We start from the raw sequence: 24301 nt of genomic DNA on the forward strand, positions 1-24301 counted from the left end.
GACAAAGACGGTACCCCGTCCCGTCGGCCCCGCGGACCAGCCCTTGTCCCGCCCCGGCCGCAGCCGGCCCCGGCGGCGGCCGGGACGCGGCGCCGTAGCCGACGTCGGCGCCGGCTACGGCTACGGCTACGGCTACGGCTACGGCTACGGCCTAGGAGACGGCCTAGGAGACGGCTGCCGCCGCCGCGCGGCCGGCCGCGCGGCCCGAGAAGACGCAGCCGCCGAGGAAGGTGCCCTCCAGGGCCCGGTAGCCGTGGACGCCGCCTCCGCCGAAGCCGGCCGCCTCGCCCGCCGCGTACAGACCGGGCAGGGGTTCTCCCGTGGCGGTCAGGACGCGGGAGGAGAGGTCGGTCTCCAGGCCGCCCAGGGACTTGCGGGTCAGGATCGAGAGCCGGACGGCGATCAGCGGGCCCGCCGCGGGATCCAGGATCCGGTGCGGGGCGGCGGTGCGGATCAGTTTGTCGCCGAGGTACTTGCGGGCGCCGTGGATCGCGGTGACCTGGAGGTCCTTGGTGAAGGGGTTGGCGATCTCCCGGTCACGGGCGACGATCTCCCGGCGGACGGTCTCCTCGTCGAGGAGTCCGTCCTTGGTGATCGCGTTCATGCCGCGCACCAGCGCGGAGAGGTCCTTCTCGACGACGAAGTCCGCGCCGTTGTCCATGAACGCCTTCACCGGTCCCGGGACGGCCTGGCGCGCCCGGTCGATGACCCCGCGGACGGACTTGCCCGTCAGGTCCGGGTTCTGCTCGGAGCCGGAGAGACCGAACTCCTTGCCGATGATGCGCTGGTTGAGGACGAACCAGGTGTGGTCGTGGCCGGTCTTCATGATGTGGTCGAGGGTGCCGAGGGTGTCGAAGCCCGGGAAGAGCGGGACGGGCAGCCGCTTGCCGGTGGCGTCCAGCCAGAGCGAGGAGGGGCCGGGCAGGATGCGTATGCCGTGCTTGGACCAGATCGGGTTCCAGTTCTCGATGCCCTCGGTGTAGTGCCACATCCGGTCCTTGTTGATGTGGCTGGCGCCCGCCTCCTCCGCGATGCCGAGCATCAGTCCGTCCACGTGGGCCGGGACCCCGGAGAGCAGCCGCGCGGGCGGGGTGCCGAGGCGGGCCGGCCACTGGGCCCGTACGAGGTCGTGGTTGCCGCCGATGCCGCCGCTGGTCACGATCACGGCCTGGGCGCGCAGGGAGAACTCCCCGGTGACCTCGCGGCCGCTCGCGGCGCCGCGGACGGCGTCGGAGGGGGCCAGGACCTCGCCGGTCACGGTGTCGAGGGTGCCCGCCGTACGGGAGAGCCCGGTGACCCGGTGGCGGAAGCGCAGCTGGACCAGCCCGCGGGCCACCCCGGCCCGTACCCGGCGCTCGAAGGGTGCCACGAGGCCGGGGCCGGTGCCCCAGGTGATGTGGAAGCGGGGCACGGAGTTGCCGTGGCCGTTCGCGTCGTAGCCGCCGCGTTCCGCCCAGCCGACGACGGGGAAGAAGCGGACGCCCTGGGCGTGCAGCCAGGGGCGCTTCTCGCCGGCCGCGAAGTCCACGTAGGCCTCGGCCCAGCGGCGCGGCCAGGCGTCCTCCTCGCGGTCGAAGCCGGCGGTGCCGGCCCAGTCCTGGAGGGCCAGCTCGCGGGTGTCCTTGATCCGCATGCGGCGCTGCTCGGGCGAGTCGACGAAGAACAGGCCGCCGAAGGACCAGTGGGCCTGGCCTCCGATGGACTGCTCGGGCTCCTGGTCGAGCAGGATGACCTTGCGGCCGGCGTCGACGAGCTCGGCGGTGGCCACGAGGCCCGCGAGCCCGGCCCCGATCACGATCACGTCTGCGTCGTCACTCATGTGGAAACCCGTCCTCCGTCGGTGGTGGGGCGATCCTTTGCTACGGAGCGGTAACCAGTCAACAGGCACGGAAGGATCACGGGATGAACGCGGCCGACGAGGTACTGGACGTGGTGGACCGGCAGGACCGGGTGACGGGGCGCGCCCCGCGGGGCGAGGTGTACGGGGCCGGGCTGATCCACCGCTGCGTGTTCGTGCTGGCGCGGGACGGGGAGGGCCGCATCTTCACGCACCGGCGGACGGATTCGAAGCTGGTCTTCCCCTCGTCCTACGACATGTTCGTGGGCGGGGTGGTCGGCGCCGGCGAGAGCTACCCGGAGGCCGCCCTGCGGGAGGCGGAGGAGGAGCTGGGCGTGGCCGGGCTGGGGCAGCCCGAGCCGCTGTTCAAGTTCCTGTACGAGGGCCCGGGCGGGGCCTGGTGGAGCTACGTGCACGAGGTCCGCTGCGAACTGCCGGTCCGGCCGCAGGCCTCCGAGGTGGCCTGGCACGCGTGGCTCACCGAGGAGGAGGTGGTGCGGCGGGTCTCGGACGGCTCGTGGCCGTGGGTGCCGGACGGGCTGGAGGCGTACCGCAGGCTGCGGGAGTTCCGCGGATCGGCTCCGGGGGCCGCCTGAGCTGGACACCAGTAGATTGGGCGGGTGATCGACTTCGTCAAGGACGTGCGGCTGTGGTTCGCGCCGGCTCGGGTGAGGGACGAGGGCGAGACCCCCGACTACCGCTTCTCGCTGGCCAACGAGCGGACCTTCCTGGCGTGGATCAGGACCGCCCTGGCCCTGATCGGCGGCGGGTTCGCCGTGGACCAGTTCCTGCCCGACCTGCGGTGGGGGGTGCGCGTGGCGATGGCCTTCGCGCTGCTCGCGGTGGGCGCGGCCTGCTCGCTGCGCGCGGTGAACCACTGGGTGCGGTGCGAGCGGGCCATGCGGCGCGGTGAGGACCTGCCCATGTCGCGGTTCCCGGTGGTGCTGAGCCTGGGGGTGGGGCTGGTCGCGGTGGCGATGGTGGTGGTCGTCCTGCTGGGCTGGACGAAGGGGCGGTGACGGGGCGGTGAGCGCTTCGGCCGACGCCGCCGACCGCGAGGGCCCCGGCGGCCGCGACGCGGGGCTGCAGCCCGAGCGGACCCGGCTCGCGTGGCGGCGTACGACGCTGTCCTGCGCGGTGGTGGCCGTCCTGGCGCTGCGCCAGGCCCTGCACGGGTCCGGCTCCCTGCTGTCCGTGTCCGGGGTCGCGGTGATCGCGCTGCTCTGGGTGGCCTTCACGGGGGTGGCGCACCGGCGGGTGCGGGAGCTGGCGGCGGCGCGGCCGGCCGGGCTCGCGGTGGGCGCGGCGCTGGCCGCGACGGCGTGCACGGTGGGCCTGGCGGTGTTCGCGATGGCGCTCATCGTCTGAGCCGACCGGCGGATCGGCGGACCGGATGTTCAGCGGACCGGCGGATCGGCAGACCGGCCGATGAACCGATGGTCCGGCTTGTGACGCCACCCGGGTGCGCAGCGGACACAAGGGGCGATCCGGGTCGTACCGCACTAGCGTCGGCGCCATGACGACTCTGCACCAGGAACACCCCGCCCAGGAGCACGCCCACGCCCACGGTCCGGACTGCGGCCACCGGGCGGTCGCGCACGGCGACCACGTCGACTACGCGCACGACGGCCATCTGCACCGCGAGCACTCCGGGCACTGGGACGAATGCGAGCCCGCGGGGCACGCCCCGCACGCCTCCCACGAGCACGCCCACGGCGCGGACTGCGGTCACGACGCGGTCCCGCACGGGGACCACGTCGACTACCTGCACGACGGGCACCGGCACGCGGAGCACGACGGACACTACGACGACCACTGACCACTGACCGCTGACCTCCGAACTCCCCTCCCCCTCCCCCCGGGGCGCCGTGACTGGCAGGATGCCAGGCGCCCGCCACAGCGTCCCCGGGGAGAGCGCCGATGCCCGCCGAAGAGCCGTACCTCGTCCAGCCCGCGCCCGGTGTCCACGCCTACGTGCAGCCGGACGGCGGCTGGTGTCTGAACAACGCCGGCTTCGTGACCGGCGGCGGCCGGACGCTGCTCGTCGACACGGCGGCCACCGAGCGGCGGGCCCTGGCCCTGCGCGCGGCGGTCCTGGCCGCCGGGGCGCCGCTCCCCCGCACGGTGGTCAACACCCACCACCACGGCGACCACACCTACGGCAACGGCGTGTTCGCCCCGGAGGCGCTGGTCCTGGCGCACGAGAACGCGCGCTCCGAGCAGATCGCCGCCGGCCGGCAGCTGGAACTGATCTGGCCGGCCACCGACTTCGGCTCGCTGGACCTCACCGCGCCCGATCTGACGTACAACGACCGGATGACGCTGCACGTCGGGGAGACCGAGGTACGGGTCCTGCATCCGGGCGTCGCGCACACCACGGGCGATTCCCTCGTGTGGCTGCCCGGGCAGCGGGTCGTCTTCACGGGCGACCTGGTCTTCGCGCAGGGCACGCCGTTCCTGGCGATGGGTTCGCTGGCCGGTTCGCTGCGGGCGCTGGAGCTGCTGCGCTCGCTGGACGCGGAGACGGTGGTCCCGGGGCACGGCCCGCTGACGGATCCCGGCGCGTACGAGACCACCGAGCGCTATCTGCGGTACGTGGCCGAGCTCGCCCGGGAGGGCGTCGCGAAGGGGCTGACCCCGCTGGAGGCGGCCCGGCAGGCCGATCTCGGGGAGTTCGCCGCCTGGCGGGAGAGCGAGCGGCTGGTGGCCAACCTGCACCGGGCCTACGCGGAACTGGCCGGGGAGCCCGAGGGGGCGCCCCTGGACATCCTGGCGGTGCTGCGGGACATGACCGTGATGAACGGCGGGACGCCGATCCTCTGCCACGCCTGATCCGGACCGCGCGCTTCCGTTTCCCCTCACCCACTGGACGGCATACCGACTGGTCGGCATGATGGTGCGCGTCCGTTCCGTCGTCGCCCACTCAGCACGGAGGCGCACACCATGACCTCACCCCCCTCCCCCGCCCCCGACGGCCCGCGAGGGCTCGATCTGGAGCGGCTGCGCAGCCATCTCGACCGGGCGCTGCCGGGCCTGGTGGCCGGGCCGCTGACCGGCCGGCTGATCGAGGGCGGCCGCTCGAACCTCACGTACGAGGTGGGCGACGGGAGCTCGCGGTGGGTGGTGCGCCGGCCGCCGCTGGGGCACGTACTGGCCACCGCGCACGACATGCGGCGCGAGCACCGGGTCATCGCGGCGCTGCACGGCACCGCGGTGCCGGTGCCCGAGCCGCTGCTGCTGTGCGAGGACGAGGCCGTGCTGGGGGCGCCGTTCTACGTGATGGAGTACGTGGACGGGGTGCCGTTCCGCACGGCCGGGCAGCTCGCCGCACTGGGCCCCGAGCGGACCCGGAGCGTGGTGCTGGGCCTGGTGGACACCCTGGTCGACCTGCACGCGGTGGACCCTGAGGCGGTGGGCCTGGGCGACTTCGGCCGGCCCGAGGGGTTCCTGGACCGGCAGCTGCGCCGCTGGGGCAAGCAGCTCGCGGCCTCCCGGGGGCGGGAGCTCGCCGGGATCGACGAGCTGCACGGGGCCCTCGGGCGCGCCCTGCCCGTCTCCCCCGCGCCCACGGTGGTGCACGGGGACTTCCGGCTGGACAACGTGCTGGTCGCGGGCACCGCGTCCGGCACCGATGAGATCCGCGCGGTGCTGGACTGGGAGATGTCCACGCTCGGCGATCCGCTGACGGACCTCGGGCTGCTGGTGATGTACAGCTCCGACCTGGGGCTGGCGGACTCGCCGGTCAGCACGACCAGCGGGGCCCCCGGCCATCCGGCGCCCGCCGAGCTGATCGAGCGGTACGCGGCCCGCTCGGGCCGGGACGCCTCGCAGGTCGCCTGGTACACGGCCTTCGCCTGGTTCAAGCTCGCGGTGATCCTCGAGGGCATCCACTACCGCTTCACGCTCGGGCAGACCGTCGGCGCGGGTTTCGACCGGATCGGCGAACTGGTCCCGGTCTTCATCGAGCACGGCCTGACCACACTCCGGCAACCGCACGAAGGCTGAGGAACCCCTGATGGACTTCGCATTCGACGCCCGCACCGAGGAACTCCGCGGACGGCTCCTGGCGTTCATGGAGGAGTACGTCTTCCCGGCGGAACCCGTCGCCGCCGAGCAGCGCGCGCGGCTGGCCTCGCCCTGGGACACCCCGGCCGTGTTCGGTGAGCTGAAGGCCGAGGCGCGCCGCCAGGGGCTGTGGAACCTCTTCCTGCCCGACGCCGCGTACGGCGCGGGGCTGACCAACCTCCAGTACGCCCCGCTCGCCGAGATCACCGGCCGCAGCCCGCACCTGGCGCCGACCGCGACGAACTGCGCGGCTCCGGACACCGGGAACATGGAGCTGCTCGCGCAGTTCGGGAACGAGGAGCAGAAGAAGCAGTGGCTGGAGCCGCTGCTGGCCGGGGAGATCCGGTCCGCGTTCGCGATGACCGAGCCGGAGGTGGCCTCCTCGGACGCCACGAACATCGAGACCCGCATCGAGCGGTCCGCGGCCGGCGACGAGTACGTGATCACGGGCCGCAAGTGGTTCATCTCCGGGGCCATGAACCCGGACTGCAAGATCTTCATCGTCATGGGCAAGACCGACCCCGGGGGCGCCGACCCGCGCCGCCAGCAGTCCATGGTCCTGGTCCCCCGGGACACTCCGGGGGTCGAGATCCGGCGCGCGATGACGGTGTACGGGTACGAGGACCACGACCACGGCGGTCACGCCGAGGTCGTCTTCGACGGAGCCCGGGTGCCGGCGGGGAACCTGATCGGCGAGGAGGGCGGCGGCTTCGCCATCGCACAGGCCCGGCTCGGGCCGGGGCGGATCCACCACTGCATGCGGCTCATCGGCATGGCGGAGCGGGCCATCGAGCTGATGTGCCGGCGCGCGGTGGGCCGCAGCGCCTTCGGCAAGGAGCTGGCCGCGCAGGGCGTCGTACAGAACTGGATCGCGGACGCCCGGGTCACCGTGGAGCAGCTGCGGCTGCTGGTGCTGAAGACGGCCTGGCTGATGGACACGGCCGGCAACCGGGGTGCGCACACCGAGATCCAGGCCATCAAGATCGCGACCCCGCGGGCCGTGGTGCGGATCCTGGACGACGCGGTGCAGCTGCACGGCGCCGGCGGGGTGAGCCAGGACTTCCCGCTGGCCGAGCTGTGGGCCGCGGCGCGGACGCTGCGGCTGGCGGACGGGCCGGACGAGGTGCACCAGCGCTCGCTGGCGCACCGGGAGCTGAAGCGGTACCGGTAGCCCCGCCGGCTTTCCGCGGGCGTGGCAGGGGACTTCGGACCCTCGGGGGCGGACCTTCGATGGTCCAGACCACTGGGGAAGTCCGATATATTCGAGATGTCCCCTTACTGAAAGTGCCCCCTGCCATGCCCAGCTCCACCCTGGCCCCCGCCGCCGCGCCGCGGACCACCGCCTCCCCCGCCACCGCGCCGCGCGCCCTGGCCAACCCCGGCCCGCTCGGCCTGGCGGCTTTCGCCCTCACCACCTTCGTGCTCAGCCTCTTCAACTCGGGGCTGATCTCGAACGCCGCGCTCAGCGCCGTGGTCCTGCCGCTGGCGCTGTTCTACGGCGGCCTCGCGCAGTTCGTCGCGGGCCTGATGGAGTTCCGCCGCGGCAACACCTTCGGGACCACGGCGTTCGTCTCCTACGGCGCGTTCTGGATGTCCTTCGCCGGCTACGTGAAGTTCGTCGTCCCCACGCTGCCGGCCGACCAGGCGCACGTGGCGACCGGCTGGTTCCTCGTGGCCTGGTTCATCTTCACCGCGTACATGTCGATCGCCGCCATGAAGCTGGACATCGCGCACCGGGTGCTGTTCGTCTCGCTGGCGCTGACCTTCCTGTTCCTCGCCCTCGGCGACCTGGCGCAGAGCACGGGGCTGGGCCACACCGGCGGCTTCCTCGGACTCTTCACCGCGGGCGTCGCCTGGTACATCTCCTTCGCCGTGGTGGCCAAGGAGACCTGGGGCCGCGAGGTCGCACCGCTCGGCTAGGACCGCTCGGCGGCCATCGGCGCGGACGCGGGCATCGACTCGGGCATCGACTCGGACACGGGCACCGGATCGGACGCCGTCACCGTGCGGCCCGCCGCCGCCTCGATGACCTCGTCCAGCACGTCACGGGACCGGACCAGATCGGCGATCAGCCGGTCGATCCGGTCCCGTTCCGTTGTCAGCTCGGCGACCAGGGCCGGCGTGGCCCGGACGTTCGGCCCGCCGTCCGTGTCGCGCATGCAGGGCAGGATCTGCCCGATCTTCGTGCTGTGCAGCCCGGCCGCGTAGAGCTCCTGGATCCGGATGACCCGGTCCACCGCCCGCTCCGTGTAGTCGCGGTGGCCGCCGGGCGTCCGGTCGGAGACCAGCAGTCCCTGGGTCTCGTAGTACCGCAGCGAACGCTCGCTGACCCCGGTGCGCGCCGCCAGTTCGCCGATCCTCATGCCCCGCCCCCGCCGTGTCCGCCGTTTCCGGACTTGAATCTGACGCCAATGTCAGGTTTTAGGTTACGGGCATGACGAACACGGAGCAGTTCCTTCCCACCGGTTCCCGCCTCTTCGAGCCCGCCGCCCTCGGCGGACTCGCACTCCCCAACCGCCTGGTGATGGCGCCCCTGACCCGCAACCGGGCGGGCGCCGACGGAGTCCCCGGGCAGCTGATGGCCGTCCACTACGCCCAGCGCGCCACGGCCGGCCTGATCATCGCCGAGGGCACCGCGCCGAGCGCCGTGGGGCAGGCCTACCCGAACATCCCCGGCATCCACACCGCGGAGCAGATCGCCGGCTGGCGCCGCGTCACCGACGCGGTGCGGGCGGGGGCCGACGGCCGGGGCGGCGGCGCGGCGATGTTCCTCCAGATCGAACACGGCGGCCGGGTCGGCCACCCCGACACCAGCGGCCACGTACCGCTCGCGCCCTCCGCCGTACGGCTGCCCGAGCAGCTGCAGACGCCCGGCGGGCTGCGGGACGCCGCCGTTCCGCGCACGATGACGGCCGAGGACATCCGGGCCGCGATCGCCGACTTCCAGACCGCCGCCCGCAATGCCGTGGAGGCCGGGTTCGCGGGGGTGGAGGTGCACGCCGCCAACGGTTTCCTGCCCCACCAGTTCCTGGCGCGGAACACCAACCTGCGCACCGACGCGTGGGGCGGCCCGGTGGAGAACCGGATCCGGTTCACCGTCGAGGTGGTCCGGGCCGTCGCCGAGGCCATCGGCCGGGAGCGGGTCGGCGTACGGATCTCGCCCGCGGTGGCGGTCAACGGCATCGAGGAGGGCGACACCGACGCGATCTACCCGGCGCTGCTGGCGGCCCTGGCGGAGATCGGCCCGGTCTACCTCCACGTCCTCTACGCCGGCGAGCAGCGGGACCGCTTCCGGGAGCACCGCACGGCATGGCCGGGCACGCTGATCGCCAACCAGATGCTCTCCCGGGAGCAGTTCGCGGCCGACGGCGGCAAGAGCGTCGCCGAGGCGCTCCTGGCCGAGGGCGCCGACCTCGTCGCGCTGGGCCGGGGCTTCCTCGCCAACCCCGACTTCGTGGAGCGGCTGCGCGTGAACGCCCCGCTCAACGAGATCCGCTCCGAGTTCCTGATGCACGTACAGGGGGCGGAGGGGTACAACGACTATCCCGTGCTGGCCCCTACGGGCGCAGTGCCCGCATCAGCAGGTCCGCGAGGTGGTCGGCTACCTGCTGCGGTGTGAGCGGGCCGTCCTCGCGGTACCAGGTCGACAGGTGGTGGACGGAGCCGAAGTGGTAGTCCACCACCAGGTCGGCGGGGGTGGCGTCGGAGAAGACCCCGGAGCGCTGGCCCTCCTCGACCAGGGCGCGGAAGCGCTCGTGGTAGCGCCGGCGCTCCGAGCGGACCTGCTTGAACTTCTCCGGGCTCAGCTGGTGCATGGACCGGAAGAAGATCGCCGCGTCGTCCAGGTTCTCGATCGTGGTGACCACCACGTCGGCGGCTGCGGCGCGCAGCCGCTCCTCCACCGGGGCGTCGGAACCGGCCACCGCGTCGAGCCGCTGCTGCTGGAGCCGCAGCATGCGCGCGTACACCTCGTGCAGCAGATCGTCCTTGGAGCCGAAGTAGTGGTAGAGCGCGCCCTTGGTGACCCCGGCCGCCTCGACGATCTCCTGGACCGAGGTGCGGTCGTAGCCGCGTTCGGCGAACAGCCTGGTCGCGACGGCGAGCAGCCGGCGCGGTACCGGGGCCTCGTGCGCCCCGACGGTCTCCGTCGTGGTCCTGGCGGCCATGGCTGTCGCCTCCCTTTCGTGGTCCTCGCGTGTACGGATCCGCTGACGTGGTCCGGCTGTTTCAGCCGTGGTCGCGTTCCCGTAGTTCCCGTCGCAGGATCTTGCCACTGGTCGTCTTCGGAAGGACAGGCAGGATCTCCACCCGGCGCGGGTATTTGTACGCGGCGAGGCGCTCGGCGCAGTACGCCGAGAGCTCCTCCGGACCGGTTTCGGCTCCGGGGCGCAGGCTGACGTAGGCCTTCACGCTCTCCCCGCGGTAGGGGTCCGGGATGCCGACTACGGCCGCCTCGCGCACGGCGGGGTGGGTGTAGAGCACGTCCTCCACCTCGCGCGGCCAGACCTTGAAGCCGGAGGCGTTGATCATGTCCTTCTTGCGGTCGACCACGTAGAGCCAGCCCTCGGGGTCCATGAACCCGACGTCCCCGGTGCGCAGTTCGCCGTCCGGGAAGGCCTTGGCGGTGTCGGCGGGCAGGCCCCAGTAGCCGGGGACGACCTGGGGTCCGCGCACGGCGATCTCCCCGGTCTCCCCGAAGGGGACCTCGGCGCCGCTCTCGTCGAGGATCCGTACGAGGGTGTCGGCGCCGGGCACGCCCACGGAGAGGGTGCCCGAGGCCGGGTCGACGGGGGCCTCGCGGTGCACGGGCACGGAGGCGCAGGGGGCGGTGCACTCGGTGAGGCCGTAGCCGTTGCGCAGGTAGAAGCCGTAGGCGGCGCGCAGCCGTTCGACCAGGGCGGGCGGCAGCGGGGCGCCGCCGGAGGAGAGCACCTGGAACGAGGCGAAGTGGTCCGGGGTGGCCCCGGGGTGCGCGGCGAGCGCCATGAAGGCGGTGGCCGGGCCCACGGTGTAGGCGGGGCGGTGTTCGAGGAAGGCGTCGAGGACGGCCCCGGCGTCGAAGCGGTGGGCGAGGACCAGGGTGCCGGCGTTGGTGAAGCAGGCGGCGAGCTCGCAGACCATGCCGGTGATGTGGAAGAGCGGGGCGAGCGCGAAGTAGCCGGCGCCTTCGGGGAGGGGGTGGCCGGTCACCTGGCGGACGGCGTTGTGGGTGAGGGCGCCGTGCGGGTTCATCGCGCCCTTGGGGGTGCCGCTGGTGCCGGAGGTGTAGCTGATGAGGGCGGTGTCGGCGGCCGTGAGCTCCGGGTCGGGCGGGGCGGGGTGGCCCTGGTGGGCCACGGCGAGGAGATCGGCGGGGGCTGCCCGGTGGGGCTCCGGCGGCGCGTCGGTGATTCCGGGCGCCCCGCCTGCGCGCGGCTCCGCGTGGCGGAACCCTGTGGGGGCGCTGCCGGGCGCGGGGAAGATCCGGGGGTCGTCGCGGGTCTGGAAGTCCGTGTCGTGCGCCGTCAGGGCGACCCGTACGCCCGTCCCCCGTACCGTCCCGCCCAGGTACGCCTCCCAGGCGCGGGCCTCGCAGACCAGGGCGGTGGCCCCGGAGTCGCGCAGGACGTGGCCGGTCTCGCCGGACTTGTACATGGGGTTGATCGGCACCACGACCGCCCCGGCCTTCCAGGCGGCCAGGACGGCGAGCACGAAGTGCGGGGTGTTCTGGAGCATGACCGCGACCCGGTCCCCGCGATGGATGCCTTCGGCGGCGAGGTGGCCGGCGAGGGAGTCGGAGAGGGCGTCGGCCTCGGCGTAGCTGAGGCGGCCGTCGAAGTAGGCGAGCGCGGTGCGGCCGGGGGCGCGGGCGACGGCGGCGCGGAAGGCGTGCAGCACGCTGGGCGGAGGCGCGATCGGGGCCCGCTGGACGGGGGTGAGCAGGCCCAGCCAGGGCTTGGCGGCGTAGGGGGAGGCCGGGGGCACGGGCTGCGGCGGGGTCGGGGTCGCGGGGACCGGCTGCGGCGGGGTCGGGGGGACCGGCGGGGTCGGGGGCGTGGCGTCCGTGGCGCCTGGCGTCACCGGGTCTCCCACGTGCGCTGGAGGTGGTTCATGCCGCCGAGCCAGCGGTCCGGGTCGGTCGCGCGGGCCGCGTAGAAGTCCGCGACCTCGGGGTGCGGGAGGATCAAGAACCGGCCCTTCTCCATGCCGTCGAACAGTGCGTCCGCGACCGCTTCGGGCTCGATCGCGGTCGGCGCGAGGACCAGCTCCCCCGCCGATCCGGCCGCGGTGAGCATGTCGGTCCGGACCCCCTGCGGGCAGATGGCGTGGACCTGGAGCCCGCGGTGGCGGTAGGTCAGCGAGAGCCATTCCGCGAAGGCGAGCGCGCCGTGCTTGGTGACACTGTACGGGGCCGCTCCGATCATGGTCAGCAGACCGGCGGCCGAGACGGTGGACACGAACCGGCCGCTCCCGCGCTCCAGCCAGTCGGGCAGCAGCAGCCGGGCGGCGCGGACGTGGGCCATGACGTTGGTGTCCCAGGCCGCCTCCCAGACGGCCTCGTCGGCGAAGGCGTCGCCGCCGGAGGCGAGGCCGGCGTTGGCGCAGTAGACGTCCACGGTGCCGCCGAGCGCCTCGCGGGCCTGCTCGGCCACGGCCGAGGCGTCGCCGGGCACGGCCACGGCGCGGGCGCCGATGGCCCGCGCGACCGAGGCGGCCTTGGCGGGGTCGAGGTCGTTGACCGCCACGGTCGCCCCCTCGGCGGCGAAGCGGTGGGCGAGGGCGGCGCCGATGCCGCCGCCCGCGCCGGTGACGACGACTCGCTGGTCCTGGAACGCGTTCACGGGTCCGCCCTTCGGGTGGTGGTGCCTGGGTGCCCCGGTGGCCGCGCGCCTTGCCCGCGCCCGCCGGAACACGGGCAGACTAACCAGTCGGTATGTCCCGGTGGAAGGGTGCGGAGCCCTACTTTGGCGCGATGACGCTGTCGCGACGCGGGTTGCTGGGTCTGGCCGGGGCGGCGGGCGCCGCGGGCGCCCTGGGAGCGGGAGCCCCGGGGGCCGGAGCCCCGGGGGCGCGGGCGGCGGTCGCGGCCGGGGCCGGCGGCCGGGTGCGGACCGGGTTCGAGCGGCTCGCCGCGGACGGGTACGCCGTCCTGGCCGGGCAGCGGGTCGGGGTGGTCACCAACCCGACGGGCGTCACCGCGGACGCCCGCCACCTGGTCGACGTACTGCATGCGGACGAACGTGTGAACCTGGTCGCGGTGTTCGGGCCCGAGCACGGTTTCCGGGGCACGGCCCAGGCGGGCGGCTCGGAGGGGGCCGGGCGGGATCCGGCGACCGGGCTGCCCGTGCACGACACGTACGGCAAGAGCGGGCAGGGTCTCGCGGACGTGTTCACGGCGGCCGGGATCGACACCGTCGTCTTCGACATCCAGGACGTCGGCGCCCGCTTCTACACCTACATCTGGACCCTCTACGACTGCATGCGCGCCGCCGCCCTCGCCGGGAAGGCGGTGGTGGTGCTGGACCGGCCCAACCCGGTCGGCGCCCGGCGGGCGGCCGGGCCCGTCCTGCAGCGCCCGTACGCGAGCTTCGTGGGCCGGGAGCCGATCGCGCTGGCGCACGGGATGACGGCGGGCGAGCTGGCGGGGCTCTTCGCGGGCGAGTTCCTGCGGGGCGCCGGCGCCGCCCCGCGGCTGGAGGTCGTACGGATGGCCGGATGGCGGCGGGAGTCCTTCTTCGAGGAGACCGGGCTGCCCTGGGTGCCGCCGAGCCCGAACATGCCGACGCCGGCCACGGCCCTGGCGTACGCCGGGACCTGCCTGTTCGAGGGGACGAACCTGTCGGAGGGGCGCGGCACCACCACCCCCTTCGAGCTGCTCGGCGCGGAGGGGCTGGACCGGCGGTGGGCGGAGGCGGCGAACGCGCTGGAGCTGCCGGGGGTCTGGTTCCGGGAGGCCTATTTCACGCCTTCCTTCTCCAAGTACTCCGGGAAGACCTGCGGCGGGGTCCGGCTGCTCGTCCACGACCGGGAGGCCTTCGATCCGGTACGGGCCGGGATCGGGCTGCTGGTCACCGCGCGGCGGGTGTGGAGCGGCTTCGCGTGGCGTTCGGACCAGTGGATCGACCGGCTGACGGGCTCGGACCGGGTCCGCCGGACGATCGACGCGGGGGCGGGCGTGGAGGAGGTCGCGGGCGACTGGGCGGCCGGGCTCGCGGAGTTCGCGGCGGTGCGGGAGGCGTACCTGCTGTATCCGTGAACCCGCCTGCTGTATCCGTGAACCGGTGGGTGCGCAGGGGCTGGCCGGGCGGCCCGTTCCGCAGGATGCTGCGGGCAGGGACACGGCGTGGAGGGGGGCGTCATGGTGCACATCGGCGGGGCGGTGCCCGCGGGAGCCACGGGGGCGGCGGCGGGGATCGGGCCCCGGCCGTACGTGGAGCTGACCTTCGACGCGCAGGGCGACGCGGGCCCCGGCGCCCGGGAGGCGGTCTTCGGGATCGAGGCCACGGACCTGCTGGTCTTCGCCCACGGATGGAACTCCGACCGGTCCACCGCCATCCGGCTCTTCGACCGGTTCTACGCCCCCTTCGCGGATCTGGTGGGGACCGGGGTGCGGCTGGGGTACGTGGGGGTCGTGTGGCCCTCGATCCGGTTCTCCGACGAGCCGATACCCGACTTCGACGCCCGCGACGCCGTGGGCGGAGCGGCGGAGGCGGGCCGGCCCGGGCACGGCACGGCCCTGGACCCGGTCACCCGGAGGGCGCTCGGCGCGTTCTGGCCGGGCCGCGGGGCGGAGCTGGACCGGATCGCCGAGCTGCTGGAGGAACGGCCCGTGCACGACGGCGGCTTCACCGAGTTCGGCGCGCTCGTACGGGAGCTGGCCGGCGTGGACGGAGTCGGCACGGGCGACGATCTGGCGGCGGCCTTCGCCCCGCGCGAGGTGCCGGACTTCCTCAGCGGGGACGTCCTGCGGGTGTGCCGGGAGTTCACCGACGCCCTGGCCGAGGCGGGCGCCACGTTCCCCGGGGATCTGCGGGAGCCGCGGGACTCCCGCGTCTCCTCCCCCGTCTCCTCCCCCGGCTTCTCGGCCGGCGCCGGGGTGCGCACGCTCTGGAACGGCGCCAAGGAGATGCTGCGCCAGGCCACGTACTACCAGATGAAGGCACGGGCCGGAGTGGTCGGCGAGCACGGCCTCGGGCCGCTGCTGGCGGAGCTGGCCGGCCGCCGCCCGGCCCTGCGGGTGCACCTCATCGGCCACAGCTTCGGCGGCCGGGTGGTCTCCTTCGCGCTGCGCGCTCTGCCGTCCGGGGCACGGAACGTGAAGTCCCTGACCGTCCTCCAAGGAGCCTTCTCCCACTACGCGTTCGCCGACAGCCTGCCGCACGACCGGGGACGCGGGGGCGCCCTGCGCGGACTGCAGGACAGGATCGACGGACCGCTGACGGCCTGCCACTCCCCCTACGACTCCTCCCTCAAGGTGTTCTATCCGCTGGCCTCCCGGATGGCCGGCGATTCGGCCGGTCTGCTCGGTTTCGACGAGCGGTGGGGCGCGATCGGGCACGACGGGGTACGGGGGGTGCCGGGAAGCCCCCGGCTGACCCTGGACGCGGCGCTGCGGGGCGGCCTTCCCCCCACGGGCTGCGTGAGCGTGGACGCGGGCTCCGTGGTCCGCCGCGGCGGGGCCCCCTCGGGGGCGCACAGCGACATCTGCCACGAGGAACTGGCCCGGCTGGTGGTGGTCGCGGGGCGCATGGGGCGCTGAGTTCCGGCCATGTGCCACCCGTACGCCTCGACCGCCCCCGCATGCGCCCGCACCTGGCCGGGCATGTTGGCACACGGCGCCGGTCTGTGGGGAACACAGCGCGGCGGGCACGGCGCCCGGTGCTGGGCGCTCGGCGGAGGTGAAGGTGTGATGGCGGGATTCCGGAGTCTGGCCCATCAGGTGCGCGATGCGCGCAACGACAGGGCCCTGCGGCGCCACTCGCTGCGCCGGTGCCTGGAGCGGTTCGCCCCGTACGGGCACCGCGCGACGTGGTGGCACCTGTGCGACCGGCACGGGATCGGCCCCGAGGACCGGGCGGCGGACCCGTCGCGGCTGGTGGCGGCGCTGGAGGAGCTGGAGGAGGCGCGGGCGGTCTGGCTGGCGTACGAGCGGCAGTTCGCGGAGCGCCGGCGCCGCGAGAAGCACGACGGACTGCGGCGCCCCGAGTGGGCCTGGGGCGGCAGCGGGGACGCGGTCGTCCGGTGCGCCGATCCGGGCGTGCGGCCGCAGGGAGCGCTCGGCGAGGTACTGAGACGGCTGGTCGAGGCGCTGGAGTCGGAGCCCGGTACGGGATGCCCCGTGTGCGGGGCGCGGGAGCTGCACTGGCCGGTGGCGGCGGCCGCCGGGTGCTCGGCCGCCGGGGCCGCGGCCGCCGGGTGGGCGTGGGACGGGCCGGTGTGCGCGGGCTGCGGAATCGTGGTGCCCAGACCGGCGCTCGCGGACACGGCACTGCACCGGGCCGATCTGGCGGGTGCGGCGTGAACGGGGCGGGAGCCGGGGCCGGCGCGGGAGGCGCGGCCGGTGCGGGAGCCGGGGCGGAGGCGGGTGCTGGGCCGACTCTGGTGGTGTCGCTGAACGGGTCCCGGGGCGCCGCCGACGGGGCGGCCGTCCCCATGAGCCCCGAGGACCTGGTGGAGGCCGCGCTGGCGGCCGTGGCCGCCGGGGCCCGGGAGGTAGTGGTGCATGCGCGCACCCCGTGCGGCCGCGAGAGCCTCTCGCCCCGGGTGGTCGGACCGCTGCTGGAGGCCCTGCGCGCAGCGGGCCTCGGGGGCGGGGGCTCGGGCGTGCCCGTGGGTGTGGCCGTGAGCGTGGGATCCGAGCCGGATCACGCCGGGCGCCTCGCGCGGGTGCGGAGCTGGACGGTGCTGCCCGACCGGGCGGTGGTGCGGTTCGCGGAGCCCGGGGCCCCGGAGCTCGCCGAGGCATTGCTGGAGCGCGGGGTGGCGGTGGACGCGGAGGTCCCGGTGGGCGGGGATCCCGGCCCGCCCGCGCGGTTCCTCGCCTGGCCGGTACGGGATCCCGCGCGGGTCCGGCTCGCCGCCGAGCTGGGCTCCGCCGGCCCGGGGCCGGTCGCCGAGCTGCTGCGGCGGCTGCCGCCGGTGCCGCTGCTGCTGTTCGGGCGGGAGGCGGCGGCCTGGCCGGCGCTGCGGCTGGCCGCACGGTACGGCGCCGGTGCGCGGATCGGCGTAGGAGACGTGCTGCACCTGCCGGACGGGCGGGTGGCGCGGTCGAACGCCGAACTCGTCGACGCGGCGGCAGACATGGCTCAGCAGGTCACAACAGCCGCGAGCCGGTGAGGCGTTCGCCGAAGACGTCGTCGGGGTTGGAGAGCGCGCAGTTCTCCAGGGACAGGCATCCGCAGCCGATGCAGTCGGTCAAATGGTCGCGCAGCCGCCCGAGTTGGGCTATGCGCTGATCGAGCTCGGTGCGCCAGCTCTCGGAAAGCCGGGCCCAGTCCTCGCGGTTGGGGGTGCGGCCTTCGGGGAGCTGGGCGAGTGCGTCACGGATGCTGGCGAGCGGGATGCCGACGCGCTGGGCGGCCCGCACGAACGCCACGCGGCGCAGCGCGTCGCGGGTGTAGCGGCGCTGGTTGCCGGAGGTGCGGCGGCTGCTGATCAGGCCCTTGGCCTCGTAGAAGTGCAGGGCGGAGACGGCCGCGCCGCTGCGGGCGGACAGCTGGCCGACGGTGAGTTCGTGGACCTTCTCGGGAATCTGCGGCACACCGCCGAGGGTAATCGGCCGGGCGGGGATTCGGAGTCGGGCACGTCGCCGGCGGTCGTTGACAGATCCATGACGGTCCCAGCATGCTGAGCAAGCGCTTATTCGCCAGGGAGAGGTACGGGTATGTCCGAGCCGAGGATCTTCACGTCCGCCGAGGAGCTCACCGCCGGGATCGGCGCACCGCTCGGCCCGAGCGACTGGCTGGAGGTGGACCAGAAGCGGATCGACCTCTTCGCGGACGCCACCGGCGACCACCAGTGGATCCACGTGGACCCGGAGCGGGCGGCGTCCGGCCCCTTCGGCTCGACGATCGCGCACGGATACCTCACGCTGTCGCTGCTGCCGAGCCTGGTGCCGCAGATCATGCGGGTCGAGGGCATGCGGATGGGCATCAACTACGGGGTCGACAAGGTGCGTTTCCCCGCGCCGGTGCCGGTCGGTTCACGGCTGCGCGCGACCGCGCTGATCACCGAGGTCGTGGAGGCGGGCGGCGGCGTCCAGGTGTCGGCCACCGTGACCGTCGAGCGCGAGGGCGGCGAGAAGCCGGTGTGCGTGGCGCAGTCGGTGTCCCGCTACTACTTCTGATCCGCTCGCGGCCCGGCAGGGCCCACCATGCGGAGCACGAGACCGGCGTAGAGCGCGCCGACCTCGTCGGGCGTGCGGCTGCCGTCCGCGCTGAACCAGCGGGCGACGTCGATGCAGAGCGACAGCACGGCGAGGGTGGTGCCGGGGACGTCGGGGACGAAGAACTCCCCGGCCTCGACGCCGTCGGCGAGGATGCGGCGGATCGCCGCGTCGCTCCGCCTGCGCAGGGCCACGATCTCGGAGCGGTGCTCCGGAGCGAGAGCGTCGAGCTCGTACTGGACCACGCGCGCGGTGGTGTGGTGGGCGGCGTGCCACCGCACGAAGGACCGTACGGCCGCGTCGAGCCGGTCGGCGGCGCTGCCGGGCCCAGAGGCGGCGGTGTCCAGGATCTCCAGGGCCTTGTCGTGGCCGATCCTGCTGATCCGGTGGAGCAGCTCTTCCTTGGTCTTGTAGTGGATGTAGAGCGCGGCGGGGCTCATGCCGGCCCGTCCCGCGATGTCACGCGTGGTGGTGGCGTGGTACCCGCGCTCCGCGAAGGCCTCCACGGCGGCGACGAGCAGCCGCCGCGCGGCGTCGGGGGTGACCTCCGACCACGGCCGGTAGCCGCCGATCTCCTCCACGCTGTCCATCGCTCGCCCACCCTCTTCGGTCCGTAGGAACGAACAACACCTTACCGGAGGGTGAGCAAGCGCTTAGCGATCCTGCGGGGCGGGCTGCTTCGGGGTGGCGAAGGGGTCGTAGCTGGTCATGATCTTCTCCATCCGGGCCTGGTCGACCCGGCTGACGATCTGGGTGACCTCCTGCCGGTCGCGGATCACCTTGGCGAGGGTGAAGGCCGAGGTGGTGAGGTAGAGGACCGCGATGCCGAGGAAGGCGCGGACCCAGCCGTCGGCCTCCATGTTGTAGATCCCCAGGGAGACCGCGGCGATGGCGACGCCGAAGGAGGCCACGGCCTGGCCGTAGTAGGCCCCGGTGTTCTGCTGCTTGACCTGTGTCTCGTTCATGGGTCCAGCTTCGGGCGGGCCGGGCCGCGGCACATCCGCGCACGTACTCACGTACGTACTCAGACCGCCCTCAGGCAGCCGTCAGGCAGCCGTCAGAAGGCCGAAACCCCCGTGCGGGCACGGCCGATGAGGAGCTTCTGGATCTGGCTGGTGCCCTCGTACAGGGTCATCACGCGGGCGTCGCGCAGCAGCTTGCCGGCCGGGTACTCGTCGATGTAGCCGTACCCCCCGTGCACCTGGAGGGCGTTGCTCGCGGCGCGGACGGCGGCCTCCGAGGCGAAGAGCTTGGCGGTGGAGGACTCGGTGGCGAAGGGCAGCCCCCGGTCGATCAGATCGGCCACCCGCCAGGTCAGCAGCCGGGCCGCGTCGACGTCGACGGAGATGTCGGCGATCAGCTCCTGGACCAGCTGGTGGTGGGCGATCGGCTTGCCGAACTGCTCGCGCTGGGCCGCATAGGAGACCGCCGCGTCCAGCGCGGCCTGGGCGATGCCGACACAGCCCGCGGCGACGGACATCCGGCCCTTCGCGAGGGCCGACATGGCGACGGAGAAGCCCTTCCCCTCGGGGCCGAGCATCGCGGAGGCGGGCACGCGCACGCCGTCGAGGGCGAGTTCGGCGGTGGCCTGGCCGCGCAGGCCGAGCTTGCCGTGGATCTCGCGGCGGGTCAGACCGGGGGCGTCGGCGGGCACGAGGAAGGCGGAGATGCCGCGGTGGCCCGGGTCCTCGTTCGTGCGGGCGAAGAGGAGGACCACATCGGCCCAGGTGCCGTTGGTGATGAACATCTTGCTGCCGCTGATCACGTACGCGTCCCCGTCGCGCCGGGCGCGGGTGGTGAGGGCGGCGGCGTCGGAGCCGGTGCCGGGCTCGGTGAGCCCGAAGCAGCCGAGGGCCTCGCCGGAGCAGAGGCGGGGCAGCCAGGCACGCTTCTGCTCCTCGCTGCCCCAGGAGGCGACGGTCTTGGCGACCAGGCCCAGGGAGACGGAGACGATGCCGCGCACGGCGGAGTCCCCGCGGCCGAGCTCCTCGGTGACCAGCACGTAGGAGAGGTGGTCCCCGCCGGAGCCGCCGTACTCCTCGGGGACGGTCAGGCCGAGGAAGCCGACGGAGCCGAGCTTCTTCACGACGGCCCGGTCCACGCTCTCGGCGCGGTCCCAATCGGCCGCGTACGGGGCGATCTCGCGCTCGGTGAACGCGCGGGCGAGATCGCGGACGGCGGACTGCTCCTCGCTGAGCTCCAGATTCACCGGGCACCTCCGGGGTGGGGACGGGACCGGCCGGACCGGCCGGCCCGACCATTAATTACCACCGCTAGTTTAATTGTGGCAGGCCTTACTATGTGGCGCATGGCCAGACCGCGCAAGCCCCTGCTCAGCAGATCCCGCATCGTCGAGGCGGCGGGCGTCCTGGTGGACGGCGAGGGGCTGGAGGCCGTCTCGACGCGGCGGCTGGCGGCGGCGCTGGGCGTCAGCGGGCCGTCGCTGTACAACCACTTCCGCACGAAGGACGAGATCCTGGACGCGGTCGCGGACGCGGTGAGCGCGCGGGTCGACCTGTCGATGTTCGAGGCCGGGGACGGGCGGGAATGGCAGGTCGCGCTGCGCGACTGGGCGCACTCCTACCGGGCCGCGCTGTCCGACCATCCGAACATCGTGCCGGTGCTGGCGCGCGGACCGGGCCGCAGGCCGGCCGGCCTGCGGGTGGCGGACGCCGTCTTCGGGGCGATGACCGCGGCCGGCTGGCCCCCGGCGCAGGCGACCCGGATCGGCGCGCTGATGCGGTACTTCATCCTCGGCTCCGCGGTGGGTTCCTTCGCCCGGGGTTTCGTGGACGACGAGACGGCGTACGACCCGTCGGACTACCCGCACCTGGGCCAGGCCCACCTCCTGGCGGAGCGCCAGCAGGAGGTGGACGAGGGCGCCTTCGAAACGGGCCTGACGGCCCTGCTGGACGGCCTGGCCCTCCAGTACGCGGCCCTACGCGAAACCACCCCCTGACGCGGTGTGGCTTTCCAGCCGTCCGGCGCCTGAGGACCGGGGCCCGGGGCGCAGCCCCAGGGGGTCCGGGGCGCAGCCCCAGGGGGTCCGGGGCGCAGCCCCAGGGGGTCCGGGGCGCAGCCCCAGGGGGTCCGGGGCGCAGCCCCAGGGGGTCGTCCGGGGCGGAGCCCGGGACCCCTTCAGCCCGTCCGGCGCCTGAGGACCGGGGTCCGGGGCGGAGCCCCAGGGGTCCGGGCGCAGCCCGGTACCCCTCCTCAGCCCGTCCGGCGTTTGAGGACCGGGTCCGGGCAGCGCCCGGGGAACGGTGGAAGGGCGGGTAGGGGAACTCCGCCCCGCGCAGCGGCACACCCGCGGCCGGGGCTGCGGAGGCGCCAGGCCGCCGGACCGCCGGGCCGCCGGGCCGCCGGGCCGCTAGAAGATCACCAGCGAGCGGCCACCCTTGCCCGCCAGCATCGCGTCAAACGCCGCCGGGATCCCGTCAAGGGTGATCCGATCGGTGACGAGGCCCCCCAGATCGAGGCGCCCCGCGCGAACGTGCGCGGCGATCACCGGGAGGTCACGCGCGGGATCGCTGTTCCCGTACACGCAGCCCGTGAGGGTGCGCGCGAAGTGGAAGATCTCCAGGGCGTTGAAGGTGACCTGCTGCTCCTTGCCCCCGATGCCGACCACCGTCGTACGGCCGCCGCGCCGCGTGGACTCCCAGGCCGCCCGGATGCTCGCCGCCCGGCCCGCGCACTCGACGGCCACGTCCGCGCCGTGCCCGCCGGTGAGCGCGCGGATGTCCTTGGGGGTGGTCTCGGAGGCGAGGAGGAACTCCGTGGCCCCGGCCGCCCGGGCCAGCTCCTCCTTGTCCGGGGAGACGTCGACGGCCACGATCGGCCCCGCCATCGCGATCCGGGCCGCCTGGAGCGCGGCCAGCCCCACGCCGCCGGCCCCGAAGACGGCAACCGATTCGCCGGGACGGACCTGCGCGGCGTGGTGGACGGCTCCGTAGCCGGTGAGGACCGCGCAGCCGAGCAGCGCGGCCTCCGCGAGCGGGATCCCGGCGGGGGCGGGCAGCACGCAGTTGGCGGCGACGACCGTCTCCTCTGCGAAGGCGGCCACGTTCAGCCCGGGGTGCAGCTCGGCGCCGAGGGCGTCGTGGGCGTACACCGCCCCGACCCCGGTGAGCGCCTTGGCGCAGAGCCAGACCTCGCCGATCGAGCAGTGGTGGCACTGCCCGCAGGACGGGGCCCAGTTGAGCACCACCCCGTCGCCGGGGGCGACATGGGTGACGCCTTCGCCGACGGCGAGGACCGTTCCCGCGCCCTCGTGGCCGAGGACGGCGGGTACGGGGACCCGCATGGTGCCGTTGGTGAGGGAGAGGTCGGAGTGGCAGACCCCGGCGGCGGCGAGCCGCACCCGGACCTGGCCGGGGCCGGGTTCGGGCAGCACGATGTCCCGTATCTCCAGCGGGGCTCCGACGGCGGGCAGGATGGCGGCGCGGACCATGATCGTCGTCTCCGTGTCTGCGAGGTGTGAAAGAAGCGGGCCAGGGGGTGTCCGCACAGGAGCGCCGTGCGCCCGGAGGGCGGCGGGACTGTGCGGTCGCCCCCTAGAACTGCAGGGACTTGGTCTGGAGGTACTCGGCGAGGCCGTGCGGGCCCAGCTCGCGTCCCACACCCGACTTCTTGTACCCGCCGAAGGGCGCGAGCGGGTTGAAGCGGCCCCCGTTGATGTCCACCTGGCCGGTGTCCATCAGGCGCGCGAAGGCCACGGCCGTCTCCTCGTCCGCCGCCCAGACCGCCCCGCCCAGCCCGTAGTCAGTGCCGTTCGCGATGGCCAGGGCCTCGTCCTGGTCGGCGTAGGACAGGATCGACAGCACGGGGCCGAAGATCTCCTCCTGGGCGATGGTCATCCCGGGCGTGACGTCGGCGAAGACGGTCGGGGCGATGAAGTACCCCTGCTCGTGCGGGGCCTCGGGCCCGCCCGCGACGAGGCGCGCGCCCTCCTCGACGCCCTGGGTGATGAACCCGCGGACGCGGTCGCGCTGCTTGGCGCTGACGACCGGGCCGAGGCGGGTGCCCGGGTCGAGGGGGTCGCCGGAGGCGTACTTGGCCGCGGCGGCGGCCGCGAGGGAGACCGCCTCGTCGTACTCGTCCCGGTGGACGAGCATGCGGGTGAGCGCGTTGCAGCTCTGGCCGGCGTTGTTCATGACGTGGCCCACGCCCGCGGCGACGGCCTTGGCGAGGTCGGCGCCGGGCAGGATGACATTGGCCGATTTGCCGCCCAGTTCCAGGGCGACCCGCTTGACGGCGGCGCCGGCCGTGGCGCCGATCTGCTTGCCGACGGCGGTGGATCCGGTGAAGGAGACGAGGTCGACTCCCTCGTGCGCGGCCAGTGCCTGGCCGGTGACCGGTCCGGTGCCGGTCACCAGGTTGAAGACCCCGGCGGGGATCCCCGCCTCGTGCACGGCTTCGGCGAAGAGCTGCGCGGTCAGCGGGGTGTCCTCGGCGGGCTTGAGGACGATCGTGCAGCCTGCGGCGAGAGCGGGTGCCACCTTGGCAACGATCTGGTGCAGCGGGTAGTTCCAGGGGGTGATGGCCCCGACGACGCCGACCGGCTCCAGGAGCACGGTCGAGTTCCCGATCCGCTCCTCGAAGGCGTACGAGGCCCCGAGCTCGGCGTAGGAGGAGGCCACGGCGATCGGCGCCCCGACGTGGACCATCTCCGAGAACCCCAGCGGCGAGCCCAGCTCGGCGGTGATGGTCTCCGCCATCTCTCCCTTGCGGGCGACCAGTACGTCGCGCAGGGCCCCGATGAGGGCCGCCCGCTCGGCCGGAGCCGTGGCCGCCCAGGCGGGGAAGGCCGCGCGGGCCGCCCGTACGGCCGCGTCCACGTCCACGGCCGTACCGGCCGGGACCGAGGCGATGGGCCGCTCGTCGGCCGGGTTGAGGACCTCGATGCGGTCGTGGCCGAGGGCGGCCCGCCACTCGCCGCCGATGTACATCCCGTCATGGGCCTTCATGGCAATCCTCCCGAGCACGCGCGAACCTGACGTCGCCCACACCCTACAAACTAGCGCCGGTAGTTTTGT

The 24301-nt window shown here is 74.0% G+C and carries 25 protein-coding genes and 1 pseudogene; 15 read left to right on the forward strand and 11 right to left on the reverse strand.

Annotated features, from left to right (window positions below; translation table 11 throughout):
* Positions 1 to 163: 163 nt before the first annotated feature.
* On the reverse strand, positions 164 to 1819 hold the full coding sequence (locus ACWCP2_RS11815; protein WP_450908424.1) for an FAD-binding dehydrogenase: 1656 nt from the start codon (positions 1817 to 1819) through the stop codon (positions 164 to 166).
* Between the two features lie 83 nt (positions 1820 to 1902).
* Here ACWCP2_RS11815 and ACWCP2_RS11820 point away from each other — a divergent pair, with 83 nt between their 5' ends.
* The 8 genes from ACWCP2_RS11820 to ACWCP2_RS11855 all read left to right on the forward strand — a co-directional run bounded on the left by ACWCP2_RS11820 (position 1903) and on the right by ACWCP2_RS11855 (position 7822).
* A complete protein-coding gene (locus ACWCP2_RS11820) occupies positions 1903 to 2433 on the forward strand; it encodes an NUDIX domain-containing protein (RefSeq protein ID WP_450908425.1) in 531 nt (176 codons plus the stop codon).
* A 24-nt stretch (positions 2434 to 2457) separates the two neighbouring features.
* Complete coding sequence (locus tag ACWCP2_RS11825; protein ID WP_450908426.1) at positions 2458 to 2856, forward strand: YidH family protein; 399 nt, start codon at positions 2458 to 2460, stop codon at positions 2854 to 2856.
* A gap of 7 nt (positions 2857 to 2863) precedes the next feature.
* Positions 2864 to 3205 (forward strand): DUF202 domain-containing protein, encoded by a 342-nt coding sequence (locus ACWCP2_RS11830; RefSeq protein WP_450908427.1) that lies wholly within the window; start codon positions 2864 to 2866, stop codon positions 3203 to 3205.
* Positions 3206 to 3353: 148 nt separating this feature from the next.
* Positions 3354 to 3656: a hypothetical protein gene (locus ACWCP2_RS11835; protein ID WP_450908428.1), complete on the forward strand. Its 303-nt coding sequence runs from the start codon at positions 3354 to 3356 to the stop codon at positions 3654 to 3656.
* A gap of 101 nt (positions 3657 to 3757) precedes the next feature.
* Positions 3758 to 4669, forward strand: coding sequence for an MBL fold metallo-hydrolase (locus ACWCP2_RS11840; protein WP_450908429.1), 912 nt, complete (start codon positions 3758 to 3760; stop codon positions 4667 to 4669).
* Positions 4670 to 4780: 111 nt separating this feature from the next.
* Positions 4781 to 5842 (forward strand): phosphotransferase family protein, encoded by a 1062-nt coding sequence (locus tag ACWCP2_RS11845; RefSeq protein WP_450908430.1) that lies wholly within the window; start codon positions 4781 to 4783, stop codon positions 5840 to 5842.
* Positions 5843 to 5852: 10 nt separating this feature from the next.
* A complete protein-coding gene (locus ACWCP2_RS11850; RefSeq protein ID WP_450908431.1) occupies positions 5853 to 7073 on the forward strand; it encodes an acyl-CoA dehydrogenase family protein in 1221 nt (406 codons plus the stop codon).
* Positions 7074 to 7198: 125 nt separating this feature from the next.
* Entirely contained in the window at positions 7199 to 7822 is a 624-nt protein-coding gene (locus ACWCP2_RS11855; RefSeq protein ID WP_450908432.1) for an acetate uptake transporter, read from the forward strand.
* Between the two features lie 89 nt (positions 7823 to 7911).
* Here the strand turns inward: ACWCP2_RS11855 and ACWCP2_RS11860 are convergent.
* Positions 7912 to 8265 (reverse strand): annotated as a pseudogene (locus ACWCP2_RS11860) (MerR family transcriptional regulator); the annotation flags it as partial.
* A 71-nt stretch (positions 8266 to 8336) separates the two neighbouring features.
* Here ACWCP2_RS11860 and ACWCP2_RS11865 point away from each other — a divergent pair.
* On the forward strand, positions 8337 to 9521 hold the full coding sequence (locus ACWCP2_RS11865) for an alkene reductase (protein WP_450908433.1): 1185 nt from the start codon (positions 8337 to 8339) through the stop codon (positions 9519 to 9521).
* Here ACWCP2_RS11865 and ACWCP2_RS11870 read toward each other — a convergent pair.
* The 3 genes from ACWCP2_RS11870 to ACWCP2_RS11880 form a co-directional block, all read right to left on the reverse strand.
* Complete coding sequence (locus ACWCP2_RS11870) at positions 9460 to 10068, reverse strand: TetR/AcrR family transcriptional regulator (protein ID WP_450908434.1); 609 nt, start codon at positions 10066 to 10068, stop codon at positions 9460 to 9462. The two genes, ACWCP2_RS11865 and ACWCP2_RS11870, sit on opposite strands and share 62 nt — an antisense overlap.
* 61 nt (positions 10069 to 10129) lie before the next feature.
* Positions 10130 to 11866 carry a class I adenylate-forming enzyme family protein gene (locus tag ACWCP2_RS11875; RefSeq protein ID WP_450908516.1) on the reverse strand — a complete coding sequence of 579 codons (1737 nt, stop codon included), beginning with the start codon at positions 11864 to 11866 and terminating at the stop codon, positions 10130 to 10132.
* Positions 11867 to 11958: 92 nt separating this feature from the next.
* Positions 11959 to 12723 carry an SDR family oxidoreductase gene (locus ACWCP2_RS11880; protein WP_450908435.1) on the reverse strand — a complete coding sequence of 255 codons (765 nt, stop codon included), beginning with the start codon at positions 12721 to 12723 and terminating at the stop codon, positions 11959 to 11961.
* A 131-nt stretch (positions 12724 to 12854) separates the two neighbouring features.
* On the opposite strand from ACWCP2_RS11880, the gene ACWCP2_RS11885 reads away from it, so the two are divergent.
* The 4 genes from ACWCP2_RS11885 to ACWCP2_RS11900 all read left to right on the forward strand — a co-directional run bounded on the left by ACWCP2_RS11885 (position 12855) and on the right by ACWCP2_RS11900 (position 17218).
* The gene (locus tag ACWCP2_RS11885) at positions 12855 to 14138 is read left to right on the forward strand and encodes an exo-beta-N-acetylmuramidase NamZ family protein (protein ID WP_450908436.1); all 1284 of its coding nucleotides are present in this window, start codon (positions 12855 to 12857) and stop codon (positions 14136 to 14138) included.
* A gap of 102 nt (positions 14139 to 14240) precedes the next feature.
* Positions 14241 to 15641 (forward strand): serine-threonine protein kinase, encoded by a 1401-nt coding sequence (locus ACWCP2_RS11890; protein ID WP_450908437.1) that lies wholly within the window; start codon positions 14241 to 14243, stop codon positions 15639 to 15641.
* A 150-nt stretch (positions 15642 to 15791) separates the two neighbouring features.
* Positions 15792 to 16403 (forward strand): hypothetical protein, encoded by a 612-nt coding sequence (locus ACWCP2_RS11895; protein ID WP_450908438.1) that lies wholly within the window; start codon positions 15792 to 15794, stop codon positions 16401 to 16403.
* Between the two features lie 83 nt (positions 16404 to 16486).
* Positions 16487 to 17218 carry a 3-keto-5-aminohexanoate cleavage protein gene (locus ACWCP2_RS11900; RefSeq protein ID WP_450908439.1) on the forward strand — a complete coding sequence of 244 codons (732 nt, stop codon included), beginning with the start codon at positions 16487 to 16489 and terminating at the stop codon, positions 17216 to 17218.
* Here ACWCP2_RS11900 and soxR read toward each other — a convergent pair.
* Entirely contained in the window at positions 17196 to 17642 is a 447-nt protein-coding gene (gene soxR / locus ACWCP2_RS11905; protein ID WP_450908440.1) for a redox-sensitive transcriptional activator SoxR, read from the reverse strand. The genes ACWCP2_RS11900 and soxR overlap by 23 nt on opposite strands.
* Before the next feature lie 123 nt (positions 17643 to 17765).
* On the opposite strand from soxR, the gene ACWCP2_RS11910 reads away from it, so the two are divergent.
* Positions 17766 to 18227 (forward strand): MaoC family dehydratase, encoded by a 462-nt coding sequence (locus ACWCP2_RS11910; RefSeq protein ID WP_327307527.1) that lies wholly within the window; start codon positions 17766 to 17768, stop codon positions 18225 to 18227.
* Here the strand turns inward: ACWCP2_RS11910 and ACWCP2_RS11915 are convergent.
* The 3 genes from ACWCP2_RS11915 to ACWCP2_RS11925 all read right to left on the reverse strand — a co-directional run bounded on the left by ACWCP2_RS11915 (position 18218) and on the right by ACWCP2_RS11925 (position 20475).
* Entirely contained in the window at positions 18218 to 18856 is a 639-nt protein-coding gene (locus ACWCP2_RS11915) for a TetR/AcrR family transcriptional regulator (RefSeq protein ID WP_450908441.1), read from the reverse strand. The genes ACWCP2_RS11910 and ACWCP2_RS11915 overlap by 10 nt on opposite strands.
* 63 nt (positions 18857 to 18919) lie before the next feature.
* A complete protein-coding gene (locus ACWCP2_RS11920; protein WP_450908442.1) occupies positions 18920 to 19231 on the reverse strand; it encodes a YiaA/YiaB family inner membrane protein in 312 nt (103 codons plus the stop codon).
* Between the two features lie 92 nt (positions 19232 to 19323).
* Positions 19324 to 20475: an acyl-CoA dehydrogenase family protein gene (locus ACWCP2_RS11925; RefSeq protein WP_450908443.1), complete on the reverse strand. Its 1152-nt coding sequence runs from the start codon at positions 20473 to 20475 to the stop codon at positions 19324 to 19326.
* Positions 20476 to 20565: 90 nt separating this feature from the next.
* On the opposite strand from ACWCP2_RS11925, the gene ACWCP2_RS11930 reads away from it, so the two are divergent.
* Positions 20566 to 21225 (forward strand): TetR/AcrR family transcriptional regulator, encoded by a 660-nt coding sequence (locus ACWCP2_RS11930; RefSeq protein WP_450908444.1) that lies wholly within the window; start codon positions 20566 to 20568, stop codon positions 21223 to 21225.
* Between the two features lie 411 nt (positions 21226 to 21636).
* Here the strand turns inward: ACWCP2_RS11930 and ACWCP2_RS11935 are convergent, their stop codons facing one another.
* A complete protein-coding gene (locus ACWCP2_RS11935) occupies positions 21637 to 22716 on the reverse strand; it encodes a Zn-dependent alcohol dehydrogenase (RefSeq protein WP_450908445.1) in 1080 nt (359 codons plus the stop codon).
* Positions 22717 to 22819: 103 nt separating this feature from the next.
* Positions 22820 to 24232, reverse strand: a complete 1413-nt coding sequence (locus tag ACWCP2_RS11940) for an aldehyde dehydrogenase family protein (protein WP_450908446.1) — start codon at positions 24230 to 24232, stop codon at positions 22820 to 22822.
* Between the last annotated feature and the right edge of the window lie 69 nt (positions 24233 to 24301).

Source organism: Streptomyces sp. NPDC002104 (genome assembly GCF_053593795.1).